General features: G+C 70.8%; 12 protein-coding genes and 1 pseudogene. 9 read left to right on the top strand and 4 right to left on the bottom strand.

Annotated elements, in window-relative coordinates; all coding sequences use genetic code 11:
• The first annotated feature begins 55 nt into the window (after positions 1–55).
• Positions 56–910, top strand: a complete 855-nt coding sequence (truA, locus tag ACFYP5_RS03840; protein WP_389030117.1) for a tRNA pseudouridine(38-40) synthase TruA — start codon at positions 56–58, stop codon at positions 908–910.
• A gap of 12 nt (positions 911–922) precedes the next feature.
• Here truA and ACFYP5_RS03835 read toward each other — a convergent pair whose 3' ends face one another.
• Both ACFYP5_RS03835 and ACFYP5_RS03830 read right to left on the bottom strand, forming a co-directional pair.
• On the bottom strand, positions 923–2,821 hold the full coding sequence (locus ACFYP5_RS03835) for a hypothetical protein (protein WP_389030114.1): 1,899 nt from the start codon (positions 2,819–2,821) through the stop codon (positions 923–925).
• A gap of 18 nt (positions 2,822–2,839) precedes the next feature.
• On the bottom strand, positions 2,840–3,694 hold the full coding sequence (locus tag ACFYP5_RS03830; RefSeq protein WP_389030111.1) for a hypothetical protein: 855 nt from the start codon (positions 3,692–3,694) through the stop codon (positions 2,840–2,842).
• Between the two features lie 58 nt (positions 3,695–3,752).
• Between ACFYP5_RS03830 and ACFYP5_RS03825 the strand changes: the two genes are divergently transcribed.
• The 4 genes from ACFYP5_RS03825 to glmM all read left to right on the top strand — a co-directional run bounded on the left by ACFYP5_RS03825 (position 3,753) and on the right by glmM (position 8,225).
• Positions 3,753–5,381, top strand: a complete 1,629-nt coding sequence (locus ACFYP5_RS03825) for an ABC-F family ATP-binding cassette domain-containing protein (protein ID WP_389030754.1) — start codon at positions 3,753–3,755, stop codon at positions 5,379–5,381.
• A gap of 227 nt (positions 5,382–5,608) precedes the next feature.
• Positions 5,609–6,052, top strand: coding sequence for a 50S ribosomal protein L13 (gene rplM / locus ACFYP5_RS03820; RefSeq protein WP_030979660.1), 444 nt, complete (start codon positions 5,609–5,611; stop codon positions 6,050–6,052).
• 44 nt (positions 6,053–6,096) lie between these two features.
• Positions 6,097–6,624 (top strand): 30S ribosomal protein S9, encoded by a 528-nt coding sequence (rpsI, locus tag ACFYP5_RS03815; protein ID WP_030914197.1) that lies wholly within the window; start codon positions 6,097–6,099, stop codon positions 6,622–6,624.
• Between the two features lie 239 nt (positions 6,625–6,863).
• Complete coding sequence (glmM, locus tag ACFYP5_RS03810) at positions 6,864–8,225, top strand: phosphoglucosamine mutase (RefSeq protein WP_389030108.1); 1,362 nt, start codon at positions 6,864–6,866, stop codon at positions 8,223–8,225.
• A 69-nt stretch (positions 8,226–8,294) separates the two neighbouring features.
• Here the strand turns inward: glmM and ACFYP5_RS03805 are convergent, their stop codons facing one another.
• Both ACFYP5_RS03805 and coaA read right to left on the bottom strand, forming a co-directional pair.
• Complete coding sequence (locus tag ACFYP5_RS03805; RefSeq protein ID WP_389030105.1) at positions 8,295–9,251, bottom strand: DUF389 domain-containing protein; 957 nt, start codon at positions 9,249–9,251, stop codon at positions 8,295–8,297.
• Positions 9,252–9,277: 26 nt separating this feature from the next.
• On the bottom strand, positions 9,278–10,273 hold the full coding sequence (coaA, locus tag ACFYP5_RS03800; protein WP_030914205.1) for a type I pantothenate kinase: 996 nt from the start codon (positions 10,271–10,273) through the stop codon (positions 9,278–9,280).
• A 207-nt stretch (positions 10,274–10,480) separates the two neighbouring features.
• Between coaA and ACFYP5_RS03795 the strand changes: the two are divergent.
• The 4 genes and pseudogenes from ACFYP5_RS03795 to ACFYP5_RS03780 all read left to right on the top strand — a co-directional run.
• A pseudogene (locus ACFYP5_RS03795) lies at positions 10,481–10,693 on the top strand (copper homeostasis protein CutC); the annotation flags it as partial.
• A gap of 184 nt (positions 10,694–10,877) precedes the next feature.
• Positions 10,878–12,725 (top strand): glutamine--fructose-6-phosphate transaminase (isomerizing), encoded by a 1,848-nt coding sequence (gene glmS / locus ACFYP5_RS03790; protein ID WP_389030101.1) that lies wholly within the window; start codon positions 10,878–10,880, stop codon positions 12,723–12,725.
• Between the two features lie 24 nt (positions 12,726–12,749).
• Entirely contained in the window at positions 12,750–13,118 is a 369-nt protein-coding gene (locus ACFYP5_RS03785; protein WP_389030752.1) for a holo-ACP synthase, read from the top strand.
• Positions 13,119–13,122: 4 nt separating this feature from the next.
• Entirely contained in the window at positions 13,123–14,583 is a 1,461-nt protein-coding gene (locus ACFYP5_RS03780) for an NAD(P)H-hydrate dehydratase (RefSeq protein ID WP_389030098.1), read from the top strand.
• Positions 14,584–14,640 lie beyond the last annotated feature (57 nt).

Here is a 14,640-nt window from a genome sequence, read left to right as displayed (position 1 = left end):
CCTTCGGGGCGGTGGCGGGCCCGTTCCGTATGTTCAGGCTTGAGAGGATCGTTGGGTGAGTGACGAAGTAGAGCCCGGGTTCGTGCGGGTACGGCTGGACCTTGCGTACGACGGCAAGGATTTCTCCGGCTGGGCGAAGCAGACCGCCCGGCGCACGGTGCAGGGGGAGATCGAGGACGCGCTGCGGACCGTGACGAGGTCGTCGCGGACGTACGACCTGACGGTCGCCGGGCGCACCGACGCCGGGGTGCACGCCCGTGGCCAGGTCGCGCATGTCGACCTGCCGGCCGAGGTGTGGGCCGAGCACGGCGAACTGCTGCTGCGGCGGATGGCCGGGCGGATGGCACCCGACGTGCGGATCTGGCGGGTGGCCGAGGCTCCGGTGGGGTTCAACGCGCGCTTCTCCGCGTTGTGGCGGCGGTACGCATACCGGATCTCCGACCGGCCAGGTGGGACCGATCCGCTGACGCGTGGTCATGTGCTTTGGCACGACCGGCCGTTGGATGTGGACGCGATGAATGCGGCGTCGGCCCGGATGCTCGGGGAGCACGACTTCGCCGCCTACTGCAAGAAGCGCGAGGGCGCGACGACCATCCGTACGCTGCAGAAGCTGAGTTGGCTACGGGACGCGGAGACCGGGGTCGTCACGGGGACCGTGCAGGCCGATGCCTTCTGCCACAACATGGTGCGTGCGCTGGTGGGGGCGATGCTGTTCGTGGGTGACGGGCGCCGCCCCGACCCGTGGCCCGCCCAGGTGCTGGCTGCCGGGGTGCGGGATCCGGGAGTGCATGTCGTGCGGCCGCACGGCCTGACGCTGGAGGAAGTCGCCTACCCGGCCGATGAGTTGCTTGCCGCGCGCAACAAGGAGGCGCGCAATGTACGGTCGCTGCCGGGACGCGGGTGCTGCTGACGCGGACCGGCCTCAGCGGGACGTCGTCGTCCCCGCATGTGCCCGCCGTCGGCGCCATGCTGCTGTGAGCTGTCCCGCCAGGAACAGAGCGGTGAGCGTCGACAGCGTCGACCGGACCGGGCCGATGCCCGGGGTCCACCAGGCGTAGGCCGCGGCCGCCGTGAACAGCGGCAGGCCCAGGACGCGAAGCAGCCACCAGCGGGCCGGGCGGGGTTCGTAGGTGCCGGGGGCCGGTGGGTGGCTGCCGTCCTCCGTCGTCATCGTGTCGCGCATCCCGGCGAGCAGTCCGCGACGGCTGAGGACCCGGGCGCCGGGGAGGGTGTCCAGGATCTCCGGGCGGGTGCCGAAGTCCGCGGGGAGCGGGGGGAGGGCCAGGGCGGCCAGCAGGTCGGACTGGTGCCGGGGCGGATTGCCGGTGGAGCGGAGGATGTGGGTCAGCGGGCGAGGGTCCGCGACGGCGTAGAGCCGGGACAGCGTGGCGGCCGTGGCGGTGACCGTGGTGTGGTCGGGAGCCGGGGACGTGGTGTTCCACTCGTGCGCTGCCAGCGGTCTGCCCTTGTGGAACACGGTGAAGCCGCAGCGCTCGGGGGTGCGGCGCAGCACCAGCGTGGGCCACTTCTCACCGGTGGTGAAGTTGTCGGCCGCCGTCGTCAGCCGGTCCTCCGTGGACAGGACCGAGCGTTTGGCCGGCTTGAGGTCGGGGACGGCCTCGATGTAGGTGTGCGTCGCCGATGCCGGGGCCGTACGCAGGGAGATGCCGCACATCAGCGCGGCCTGCGCCACTTCCTCCGGGCGGGCGGCCGCTATCGCGAGCGCGCAGGGGGCGTCCGCCGTCCAGCCGGTGGCCGGTACGGAGTGGGGGTTCGAGGGGCGGGCGAAGAACGGGGTCCTGGTCGCGACATGGATGCGGACGCCGGAGCGGGTCTCGAGGAACTCCTGACGCGGGTCGTCGCCGAAGTAGGCCCAGGGGTACTTGGTGGCGGCGGTGCCGATGGCGCGGAACGTGTCGAGGGCGTCGTGCCAGCGGTCCTGGCGCAGCAGCATCAGAGCCAGCTGGTTGCGGAAGCCGGCGGCCTCGCGGCTGCCCGTGGCGTATTCGGCGGAGAGGGCCAGAGCGCGGGTGACCGCGGCCGCCACGCGGGGCGCGAACGGGTCGGGGCCCGCGGAGGGGGCCGTCGGGCCGGTGGTGAGGACCTCGTACTCCAGCGCCGCCGACAGGGGCAGCGCGTGCAGCTTCGAACCGGGCGGGGCGGTGTCGGCCGCGCTCTCGGCGAAGGCGAACATCTCCTCGTGCGAACCGTGCCACTTCGCGCACAGGTACTGCAGGGCCGCGGCGTGGCAGCCGTAGTGGTGCGGATCGCGGGCGACGGCCTCGGCCCAGTAGTCGTCGAAGACGTCACGCGGGGCCTGGCTGCCGAGTGCGTGGGTGAGGGCGATGCGCCAGGGGACCGGGTCGGCCGGGTTGAGTTCGGCCGCCGCGCCGATCACCGGGGCCGCGTCCTCCAGGAGCGCGAAGAAGGCCTGGAACTGGTCGCGCGAGACATGCTGGGCGCGGGCCGCCGTACGTATCTCCCAGGCCTGATCGATACAGAGCTCGGCCTTGACCAGGGCCGCGTCCGGATCCTCCGGCGCCGCGTCCAGCCACGCGTTGAGCCAGCCGGGGTTGTGGAGCGCGGCCTCGGCGAGACGCGTGACGTACCCGTCCCTCAGCTCCCACTGGGCGTGCGCGCGGGTCGCGGCGAGGAGGTCACGGGCGGGGCCGTGGTCGCCCGTGGTGGCCGCCGTCAGTGCCGCCCGCAGCGGTGCGTCCGGCGGGTCGACGACCACGGCCTCGTCCGGCGGCAGGTCCGCCCCGATCGTGGCGCTGTGGCGCAGTACCCGGGGCAGCGTGAGCAGGAAGGGGAGGCGCACGACGTCTTCGGGACCGGATCAGCCGGTCGACGCGGTGGCCGCGGCGGAGGCCTGGACCTCGCCACGGTGCCGTATCTGACGGAACGTGAAGTTCCGTAGGTCGTCGCCGACGGTGAAGACGTTCTTGTCGGCCTTGGAGACGTTCTTGCCGTTCGTGAAACCGCCGATGGTGAAGTAGGCGTAGCGGCCGTACCAGTTGGTGGTACGACGGCAGATCGAACCGCCGCGGCAGAACGTCGGCACGCCCGCGCCGCTCAGCGACGCCAGGCCGCCGGACGCCTGCTGCGCGGACTTCTTCGCCTGTGCCTCCGTCTCGAAGACCGCGACGCCGACGGTCACGGCGACCCCTGCCCTGCTGTACGTGGCACGGATGACCTGGTCGCAACCGTTGCTCGTGAGGATCGAGCCGAGTGCGCCCTGCGTGGTCGCCGCGCAGTTCGTGGTGCGGTGCGTGGCGCCCTTGGCGTACACGCGGTCGCCCATCGTCAGCTTCTTGCCCGGGTAGAAGGAGTCGATGGTGAGCGGCGCCTTGTCCTTCTTCACGTCGGAGACGTAGTCCTTCGGGTCCGGCGGGGGCGGCGGCGCCACCGTGGAGAAGGACGGCTCTGGCGCGGCCGAGTCGGTCGGCAGATCGGCGGGTCCCGGCAGTTGGCCGGCGCTCGTGTCCGAGCCGGTGGAGTTGCCGTTGTTGTTGGTCGAGATGACGGCTGTGGCGACGATTGCCGCGACCGCGGCGGTGGCGAGCGCGCCGCCGCCGATCAGCAGCCACTTCTTACGACGGCTCCGCGCGGCGGATGCCTCGGCCAGCGCTGCCCAGTCCGGAGTCTGATTGCCCCCGGGCCCCCAGGAGGGTCCCCCTTGCCCAAAGCTCATGCGGCGAATCCTAGACGGAACGTAAACCGGTTGGGCCAGAGCTTCGCGGGCCGTGACAATGCTGTGCATGGGACATCTTGAAGCGGGCCATCTGGAGTACTACCTACCGGACGGGCGGGTGCTGCTCGGCGATGCTTCGTTCCGGGTCGCGGACGGGGCCGTCGTCGCCCTCGTCGGGGCGAACGGCGCCGGGAAGACGACGCTGCTGCGACTCCTGTCCGGGGAGCTCCAGCCGCACGGCGGCACTGTGTCGGTGAGCGGCGGCCTGGGGGTGATGCCGCAGTTCGTGGGCTCGGTCCGGGACGACCGTACGGTCAGGGATCTGCTCGTATCCGTCGCCCAGCCGCGTATCCGCGAGGCCGCGCAGGCGGTCGACAGGGCCGAGGAGCTGATCCTCACCGTCGACGACGAGGCCGCGCAGATGAGGTACGCGCAGGCCCTCAGTGACTGGGCGGAGGCCCGCGGATACGAGGCCGAGACCGTCTGGGACATGTGCACCATGGCCGCGCTCGGTGTTCCGTACGAGAAGGCGCAGTGGCGTGAGGTGCGGACGCTCAGCGGAGGTGAGCAGAAGCGGCTCGTGCTGGAGGCGCTGCTGCGCGGTCCGGACGAGGTGCTGCTGCTCGACGAGCCGGACAACTACCTCGACGTCCCCGGCAAGCGCTGGCTGGAGTCGAAGCTCAAGGAGACGCGGAAGACGGTGCTCTTCGTCTCCCACGACCGGGAGCTGCTGTCCCGGGCCGCCGAGAAGATCGTCAGCGTGGAGCCCAGCCCGGCGGGCAGCGATGTGTGGGTGCACGGCGCCGGCTTCGATACGTACCACCAGGCCCGCAAGGACCGGTTCGCGCGGTTCGAGGAGCTGCTGCGGCGCTGGGAGGAGGAGCACGCCCGGCTGAAGGCGCTGGTCCACCGGCTGCGGCAGCAGGCGGCGATCAGCCCCGACATGGCGTCGCGCTACCGGGCCATGCAGACCCGCTTCAAGAAGTTCGAGGACGCGGGGCCGCCGCCGGAGCCGCCGCGCGAGCAGGACATCAAGATGCGGCTGCGCGGTGGCCGGACCGGGGTGCGGGCCGTGACCTGCAAGGGGCTCGAGCTGACCGGGCTGATGAAACCGTTCGACCTGGAGATCTTCTACGGGGAACGCGTCGCCGTCCTCGGCTCGAACGGGTCGGGCAAATCGCACTTCCTGCGGCTGCTGGCCGGGGAGCCGGTGGCGCACACGGGCGAGTGGAAGCTGGGCGCACGGGTCGTGCCCGGGCACTTCGCGCAGACGCACGCCCATCCGGAGCTGATGGGGCACACACTCGTCGAGATCCTGTGGACCGAGCACGCGAAGGACCGGGGCGGGGCCATGTCCGTGCTGCGCCGGTACGAGCTGGAGCGGCAGGGGGACCAGCCCTTCGAGAAGCTGTCCGGCGGGCAGCAGGCGCGGTTCCAGATCCTGCTGCTGGAGCTGGCGGGGACCACCGCTCTGCTGCTGGACGAGCCGACGGACAACCTCGACCTGGAGTCGGCGGAGGCGCTGCAGGACGGGCTCGAGGCGTACGACGGGACCGTGATGGCCGTCACGCACGACCGGTGGTTCGCGAAGTCGTTCGACCGCTATCTGGTGTTCGGTTCGGACGGGGTGGTGCGCGAGACCACGGAGCCGGTGTGGGACGAGCGCAGGGTCGAGCGGGAACGGTAGGGCCGGCGCGTTTTGACCCGTCCCGGGCGGTGCGGGTACTGTCGGGGGTTGTTATACGTATCGGCTTCGTCGTTCTCACGCGAAGAGCCCTTACGTAGGTTCTCTGGAGCAGTTACCAGTGGCTCGCATACGGGCAGCGTTCCCGGCATTGTGGGCCCCAGCTGCATGATCGCTTCAGGGGTGCCATGTGTCTGGACCTCATCCACTGAAGAAGCGAAGGCTACGAAGTGCGTACGTACAGCCCCAAGCCCGGCGATGTCACTCGCCAGTGGCACATCATCGACGCCGAGGACATCGTCCTGGGTCGCCTGGCCACCACGGCGGCGAACCTCCTCCGAGGCAAGCACAAGGCGATCTACGCCCCCCACATGGACATGGGCGACTTCGTCATCATCATCAACGCCGAGAAGGTTCACCTCTCCGGCAACAAGAAGACCCAGAAGATGGCGTACCGCCACTCCGGGTTCCCGGGTGGTCTGCGCTCCGTGCGTTACGACGAGCTGCTCTCCAAGAACCCGGAGAAGGCCATCGAGAAGGCCATCAAGGGCATGATCCCCAAGAACACCCTGGGCCGTCAGATGCTCTCGAAGCTCAAGGTCTACGCGGGCGACCAGCACCCGCACGCTGCTCAGCAGCCGGTCCCGTTCGAGATCACCCAGGTCGCGCAGTAGTTCCGGCCTCCCCCTAAGACGTAAAGAAAGATCTGAGGAGAATCGTGGCCGAGACCACTGTTGAGAACCCCGTCGAGGGCACCGAGGGCGAAGAGGTCTTCGCCGAGGTGACCACCTTCGAGTCGGAGGTTCCCGTCGAGGGCGAGTACACCAGCGAGTCGCTGGCGTCCCGCTTCGGCGACCCGCAGCCCGCCGCCGGCCTTGGCCGTCGGAAGAACGCCATCGCCCGCGTCCGGATCGTTCCGGGCACCGGCAAGTGGAAGATCAACGGTCGCACCCTTGAGGACTACTTCCCCAACAAGGTGCACCAGCAGGAAGTCAACGAGCCCTTCAAGGTGCTCGAGCTCGACAACCGCTACGACGTCATCGCCCGCATCTCGGGTGGCGGCGTCTCGGGTCAGGCCGGCGCCCTGCGCCTCGGTGTCGCCCGTGCGCTGAACGAGGCGGACGTGGACAACAACCGCGCCCCGCTGAAGAAGGCCGGCTTCCTCTCCCGCGACGACCGTGCGGTCGAGCGCAAGAAGGCCGGTCTCAAGAAGGCCCGTAAGGCCCCGCAGTACAGCAAGCGCTAATCCGCCTGCTCAGCTGTTTTATACGTTCGCCCCGGCGGCACTTCTCGTGCTTCCGGGGCGTTCGTCTATAGACGCCTTCGGGCGTATAACGGCATGAGACGTTCATAGGCCCGCCCTGGTCGGCATCACCTCTCGCGTCGCCACGCGTCTCGCCTTGCGTCTTGCCCTGAGTCGTTTTGACTTGTGATGGCTTGTTTTGTTTTTGCGGTTCGGTTTCGGAGCATCTTCGGAGGACACCAGTGGGACGACTCTTCGGCACGGACGGTGTACGCGGTGTCGCCAATGCGGATCTGACGGCCGAGCTCGCGCTCGGTCTGTCGGTCGCTGCGGCGCATGTGCTTGCTGAGACGGGCACCCTCGACGGTGGGCGGCGGGCGACAGCCGTGGTGGGCCGTGACCCACGCGCGTCCGGAGAGTTCCTGGAGGCCGCTGTCGTGGCCGGTCTGGCGAGCGCCGGCGTGGACGTCCTGCGCGTCGGTGTGCTGCCCACCCCCGCGGTGGCGTACCTCACCGGCGCGCTGGGCGCCGACCTCGGCGTGATGCTCTCCGCCAGCCACAACGCCATGCCGGACAACGGGGTCAAGTTCATCGCCCGCGGGGGCCACAAGCTCTCCGACGAGCTCGAGGACCGGATCGAGACCCTGTACGAGCAGCACCGCACCGGTGCGCCGTGGGAGCGTCCGACCGGTGCCGGTGTGGGCCGTGTCACGGAGTACGCGGAGGGCTTCGACCGGTATGTGGCGCACCTGGTCGCGGTCCTGCCGAACCGGCTCGACGGGCTGAAGATCGTCCTCGACGAGGCGCACGGCGCGGCCGCCCGGGTCTCGCCCGAGGCCTTCGCGCGGGCCGGCGCCGAGGTGATCACGATCGGTGCGGCCCCCGACGGTCTGAACATCAACGCCGGCTGCGGGTCCACCCATCTGGACCTGCTGAAGGCCGCCGTCGTCGAGCACGGCGCCGACTTCGGTATCGCGCACGACGGTGACGCCGACCGCTGCCTCGCCGTGGACGCGTCGGGCGAGGAGGTCGACGGCGACCAGATCCTGGCCGTGCTCGCCCTCGCCATGCGCGAGGCCGGACAGCTGCGCAAGGACACCGTGGTCGGAACGGTCATGTCCAACCTCGGCTTCAAGATCGCCATGGAGCGCGAGGGCATACACGTCGTCCAGACCGCCGTCGGCGACCGGTACGTACTGGAGTCGATGAAGGCCGAGGGCTTCGCGCTGGGCGGCGAGCAGTCCGGCCACGTCATCGTCCTCGACCACGCCACGACCGGTGACGGCACGCTGACCGGCCTGCTGCTGGCGGCCCGGGTCGTCGCCACCGGCCGCACGCTCGCCGAGCTCGCCGGGGTCATGCAGCGGCTCCCGCAGATCCTGATCAACGTCCCGGACGTCGACAAGTCCCGGGTGGAGACGTCGCCGGAGCTGGCGGCCGCGATCGACGAGGCGGAGCGCGAGCTGGGCGACACCGGCCGCGTGCTGCTGCGCCAGTCGGGCACCGAGCCCCTGGTCCGGGTCATGGTCGAAGCGGCCGACATCGAGCAGGCGCGGTCCGTCGCCGGGCGGCTGGCCGATGTGGTGAAGTCCGCGCTCGGGTAGCGCGTCGTCCCGCTGTCACCGAACGCCCGAGGGGCCCGATACACGCATCGGGCCCCTCGGGCGCTTCTCTCAGGCCTGGCCCGCGCTCGGGACGGCGGCGGTCCGACGGCGCCGGACCGCCCACAGCGCCTTCTGGAGCAGCAGTGTCAGCGTCCCCGCGAGCACGATCCCGGCGAGGTTCGCCATCAGCTGGCCCACCGAGCCCCACATCTGCCCGTAGTCCCGGTAGCTGAACGCCACCGCCGCATTGGCCGCCGCCGGCACGGTCGTCACCGAGATCGCGACGCCGATCAGCGCCCCGGACTTCGTCGAGGTGAGGGAGAGCGTCCCGGCGATGCCCGCCAGGAAGGCCACCACGAACGACATCCAGTCCGGCTTCCAGATGAACGCCGTGTTGGGCCGGGCCGCCTCGATCATCGCCTCCGTGAACAGCCCGAAGGCGTTCATCATCCAGGCGAATCCGACCGTCACCACTATCGCGACGGCGAACCCGGCGATCAGCGTCCACAGCGAACGCCACGCCAGACGCGGGGCGCGCTGCACCAGCGCCGTGGAGATACCGGCCAGCGGTCCGAACTCCGGGCCCACGGCCATCGCTCCTACGATCAGGATCGCGTTGTCGAGCATCACACCGCAGGCGGCGAGCATCGTCGCGACCGCGAGAAATGCCGCATAGGTGACGCTGAACGTCGACTCCTCGTGGGTCGCGTCCGTCAGCTTCTCCCACAGCACGGCGTCCACACCCTCGCCCGGCGCCTCCTCCTTGGCCCGGTCGGCGAGGGAGGAGAGCGTCAGGTCCGAGTGCTCGACGGTGATCGATCCGGACTCGTCGACACCGAGTGCGCGCAGGGCGCTGATCAGCTCGTCGCCCGCCTCGCGCGCCACATCGAACAGCACCACGTCGCCCGCCGGGTCACGGGCGGCCTTGGGCAGTACCACCAGATGCGTGGCGCCGACGGTGTGCTCGACGAGATGCAGCACCTCGTCCGTACGGTCGGCGGGGACGATCAGGCGCAGGTGCAGCACGCGGGTACTCCGGGGAGGTCGGGTTGTCAGAGTTTGCGCAGTGACAGACGCTGGACCTTGTGATCCGGGCCCTTGCGCAGCACCAGGGTGGCACGGCCCCGGGTGGGGGCCACATTTTCCAGCAGGTTGGGCTTGTTGATGGTCCGCCACATCGTGCGGGCGTACTCCATGGCCTCCTCCTCGGAGACCTGTGTGTACTTACGGAAGTACGAGAACGGGTTCTGGAACGCGGTCTCGCGCAGCTTGCGGAAGCGGTTGAGATACCAGGTCTCGATGTCCTCGGCCCGCGCGTCCACGTACACACTGAAGTCGAAGTAGTCGGCGAGCCCGACCCTGGTGCGGCCGTCCTTGCCGGGCAGCGCGGGCTGCAGCACGTTGAGGCCTTCGACGATCAGGATGTCGGGGCGGCGTACCGTGAGCCGCTCGCCCGGCACGATGTCGTAGATCAGGTGCGAGTAGACGGGCGCCGTCACCTCGTCCTTGCCGGCCTTGATGTCGGCGACGAAACGGGTCAGGGCGCGTCGGTCGTACGACTCCGGGAACCCCTTGCGCGACATCAGCCCGCGCGCCTGGAGCTCCTTCATCGGCAGCAGGAACCCGTCCGTGGTCACCAGCTCGACGCGAGGATGCTCGGGCCAGCGGGCCAGCAGCGCCTGGAGGATACGGGCACTGGTGGACTTGCCGACGGCGACACTGCCCGCGACCCCTATGACGAAAGGTGTGCCGCGCTGCGCTCCGTGGCCGTTGCCCGCGTCCCCGAGGAAGGTGTTGAGGGCGCCGCGCAGGCCGGAGGTGGCCTGGACGTAGAGGTTCAGGAGCCGGGAGAGCGGCAGGTAGACGTCCCGCACCTCGTCGAGGTCGATGACGTCCCCGAGCCCGCGCAGCTGCTCGACCTCGGCGGCGGTCAGCGGCAGCGGTGTCTTGTCGCGCAGGGCACTCCATTCGGCGCGCGACAGGTCGACGTACGGCGTCGAAGCGTGCTCGGCGCGTCGCTGGGTGCTCCGTGGCGGCGAAGTGATCACGTGTTCATTGTTGCGGGAGTTTTGACGGAGTGGGGGGTGGGGTCGGTCACGTGGGGTGTGGATCCCCGGGTGACCGGGGAGCGGGGGCCGGCCTCGGAGGGCGCGCTCCGGTACTGCGCCACACAGGGCACGTAGCACCGGAGCACACGGGTGGCGACCGAGACCGGGCCGCCTCAGACTCCGGCCTTCACCATCAGCTCCCGTTTCACCCGGGTTCTCACCTCGGGCGGTGCCCCCACCGCGGCCGAGGGGCTGACGACGATCGCCGCGATGGTCGCCGCCGCGCCCGGGGTGCAGGTGATGGCTGGCGGCGGGGTGCGCCCCGCCGACATCCCGGCACTGACCTCCGCCGGGGCCGCCGCCGTCCACCTCTCCGCCAAAGACCGCCGCCGGGCGAGGCGTACCGGATCGGCGGTGCCGGGTGCGAGGCCCGCGCCCGAGCGGCCGGCGGATCGCGGCGCTTCGGCGTTGGCGCAGGAGGGGGAGCGGGCCTGGGGATGCGGCTCGCAGAGGATTGCCGCGACTCCCCCGACGGATCCCGGCCGCCCAGCGCCCCTTCTGCGACGATGCCAAGCGAGGGGAGGGCGACCACGAAAGGATCGTTATGTGTGGAATCGTCGGGTACGTCGGTGGGCAGTCCGCGCTTGATGTTGTTGTCGCCGGGCTCAAGCGCCTGGAATACCGGGGATACGACTCCGCGGGCATCGCCGTTCTCGCGGACGGCGGGCTGGCCTCCGTGAAGAAGGCCGGGAAGCTCGTCAATCTGGAGAAGGCACTGGTGGAGCGGCCTCTTCCGGCCGGGACCACCGGCATCGGGCACACCCGTTGGGCCACCCACGGCGCTCCCACCGATGCCAATGCCCACCCGCATCTCGACAACGCGGGGCGCGTCGCCGTCGTGCACAACGGCATCATCGAGAACTTCGCCGCGCTGCGCGCCGAACTTGCCGAGCGCGGCCACGATCTGGCGTCCGAGACCGACACCGAGGTCGTCGCCCATCTGCTCGCCGAGGCGTACTCGTCGAGCGGCGATCCGGCGGAGGCGATGCGGCAGGTCTGCCGGCAGCTCGAAGGGGCGTTCACCCTGGTGGCCGTGCATGCCGATGAGCCGGACGTGGTGGTGGGGGCCCGGCGGAACTCGCCGCTGGTGGTCGGGGTCGGGGAGGGGGAGGCGTTTCTGGCCTCCGATGTGGCCGCGTTCATCGCGCACACCCGGTCCGCGATCGAGCTGGGGCAGGATCAGGTCGTCGAGCTGCGGCGGGAGTCCGTCACGGTCACCGACTTCGACGGACAGCCCGCCGATGTCCGCAAGTACCACGTGGACTGGGACGCTTCCGCGGCCGAGAAAAGCGGCTTCGACTACTTCATGCTCAAGGAGATCTCCGAGCAGCCGAAGGCCGTCGCCGACACCCTGCTGGGCCGGATCGACCGTGCGGGCTCGCTCCACCTCGACGAGGTGCGCATCCCGCCGCACGTGCTCCGGGAGGTCGACAAGGTCGTCATCGTCGCCTGCGGGACCGCGTTCCACGCCGGGATGATCGCGAAGTACGCCATCGAGCACTGGACCCGGCTGCCCTGCGAGACGGAGCTCGCCAGCGAGTTCCGCTACCGCGACCCGATCCTCGACCAGCGCACCCTCGTCATCGCGATCTCCCAGTCCGGGGAGACGATGGACACGCTGATGGCTCTGCGGCACGCCCGCGAGCAGGGGGCGAAGGTCCTCGCCATCTGCAATACGAACGGTTCGACCATTCCGCGTGAGTCCGACGCGGTGCTGTACACGCACGCCGGACCGGAGGTCGCCGTCGCCTCGACCAAGGCGTTCCTGACGCAGCTCGTCGCCTGCTATCTCGTCGCCCTCTACCTCGGCCAGACCCGCGGCACGAAGTGGGGCGACGAGATCCGGACCGTCGTCCGGCAGCTCTCCGAGGTCCCGGGGCAGGTCGAACGGGTCCTGGAGACCATGGAGCCGGTGCGCGAGCTGGCCCGCTCGCTGGCCAGCCAGGACACCGTGCTCTTCCTGGGGCGCCACGTGGGATACCCGGTAGCCCTCGAAGGCGCGTTGAAGCTCAAGGAACTCGCGTACATGCATGCCGAGGGCTTCGCGGCCGGTGAGCTCAAGCACGGACCGATCGCGCTCATCGAGAACGATCTGCCGGTCGTCGTGGTCGTGCCGTCGCCGCGCAGCCGGTCGGTGCTCCACGAGAAGATCGTGTCGAACATCCAGGAGATCCGGGCCCGTGGCGCACGCACCGTCGTCATCGCGGAGGAGGGCGACGAAGCGGTCGTTCCGTACGCCGACCACCTGATCTGGATCCCCGCTACGCCTACGCTGCTTCAGCCACTGGTGGCAACCGTGCCGTTGCAGGTCTTCGCCTGCGAACTGGCCACCGCCCGCGGCAACGAGGTGGACCAGCCGCGCAATCTGGCGAAGTCCGTGACGGTCGAGTGAACCAATGAATGAGTGAGTGAGCGCGTGATCATCGGGGTCGGGATCGATGTGGCGGAGATCGAACGGTTCGACGCGGCACTGGAGCGTACGCCGCATCTGGCTCAGCGGCTGTTCCTGGAGAGCGAGTTGCTGCTGCCCAGCGGCGAGCGGCGCGGGATCGCCTCGCTGGCCGCCAGGTTCGCCGCCAAGGAGGCCATCGCCAAGGCGCTGGGGGCGCCCGGCAACCTGCTGTGGACGGATGCCGAGGTGTTCGTCGAGGACAGCGGGCAGCCCCGGCTGCGCGTCGTCGGCACGGTCGCGGCGCGCGCGGCCGAGCTGGGCGTGAAGCACTGGCACGTCTCGTTGAGCCATGACGCGGGGGTGGCGTCGGCCGTGGTGATCGCGGAGGGTTGACCGTATGCGAACTGCGTACAGCGTGGAGACCGTACGGGCCGCCGAGCGCGCCCTGATGGCACGGCTGCCCGACGGCGCCCTGATGCAGCGGGCCGCCGCGGGTCTCGCGGCGGCCTGCGCCGATCTGCTGCGGCGGAGCGGCCGGGTGTACGGGTCCCGGGTCGTCCTGCTCGTCGGCAGCGGCGACAACGGCGGCGACGCGCTGTACGCGGGGGCCCGGCTGGCCCGGCGCGGCGCGGGCGTCCGCGCCCTGCTGACCGCGCCGGACCGGGCCCACGAGGGCGGGGTCGCGGCGCTCCGCGCGGCGGGCGGGCGGGTGGACGGCGCCGACCGGGTGAGCACGGACCTGATCGGCCGTGTCGATCTCGTCGTCGACGGCATCACCGGCATCGGCGGCCGTGGTGGGCTGCGTGAGGGTGCGGCCGCGCTGGTGCGAGTCCTCGAGGCGACCGGGGCGCCGATCGTCGCCGTCGATCTGCCCAGCGGTGTCGAGGCGGACACCGGCGAGGTGCTCGGCGACGCTGTGCGGGCCGATGCGACGGTCACCTTCGGCACGTACAAGCCGGGGCTGCTCATCGACCCGGCCGCCGACCGGGCGGGCGCGCTGCGCCTCGTCGACATCGGGCTCGACGACGAGCTGCCCGCCGTGCCCGATCTGGAGGCGCTGCAGTACGCGGACGTCGCCGCGCTGCTGCCCGTTCCCGCCAGTGAGAGCGACAAGTACCGGCGCGGGGTCGTCGGCATCGTCGCCGGGTCCGCCCGGTATCCGGGGGCGGCGGTGCTCGCCGTCGGCGGGGCGCTGCGGGGCGGTGCGGGGGCGGTGCGGTACGTCGGCCCGGGCGCCGACGCCGTGATCGCCCGGCACCCCGAGACCCTGGTCCACTCGGGGCCGCCGTCGAAGGCGGGGCGGGTGCAGGCATGGGTCGTCGGCCCCGGGCTCGGTGACGGTACGGCGGCCGTGTCGGCGGTCGCCGACGTGCTGGCCGCCGATGTCCCGGTGCTGGTGGACGCGGACGGGCTGCGGCTGCTCGACGCCTCCGTCGTGCGGTCGCGCACCGCTCCGACGCTGCTCACCCCGCACGCCGGGGAGGCTGCCGCGCTGCTCGGCGTCCCGCGCGAGGAGGTCGAGGAGGGACGGCTCGCCGCCGTACGGGAACTCGCCGCGCGTTACCGCTCCACCGTGCTGCTCAAGGGGTCGACGACGCTGGTCGCCACCGACGCCGAGCACACTCCCGTACGGGTCAATCCGACCGGCACCCCCTGGCTGGCCACGGCGGGCAGCGGCGACGTCCTCTCCGGGCTGACGGGATCCCTGCTGGCCGCCGGCCTCGGCCCGCGCGACGCCGCGTCCGTCGGTGCCCATCTGCACGGTCTGGCGGCCCGGCACGCCTCGGACGGCGGACCGGTCGCCGCGCAGGACGTCGCGGACGCGATCCCCGCGGCGTGGCGGGACGTACGGGCCTGAGCGATCCTGAGCACCAGCAGGCAGGGAACCGCAGATCGGAGCCGGTGAGGAGTGGTC

It is taken from the genome of Streptomyces sp. NPDC005262 (genome assembly GCF_042872425.1).
Taxonomy (GTDB): Bacteria; Actinomycetota; Actinomycetes; order Streptomycetales; family Streptomycetaceae; genus Streptomyces.
The sequence above is the reverse complement of the archived record's forward strand: the minus strand, read 5'-3'. Positions and strand labels throughout refer to the sequence as shown.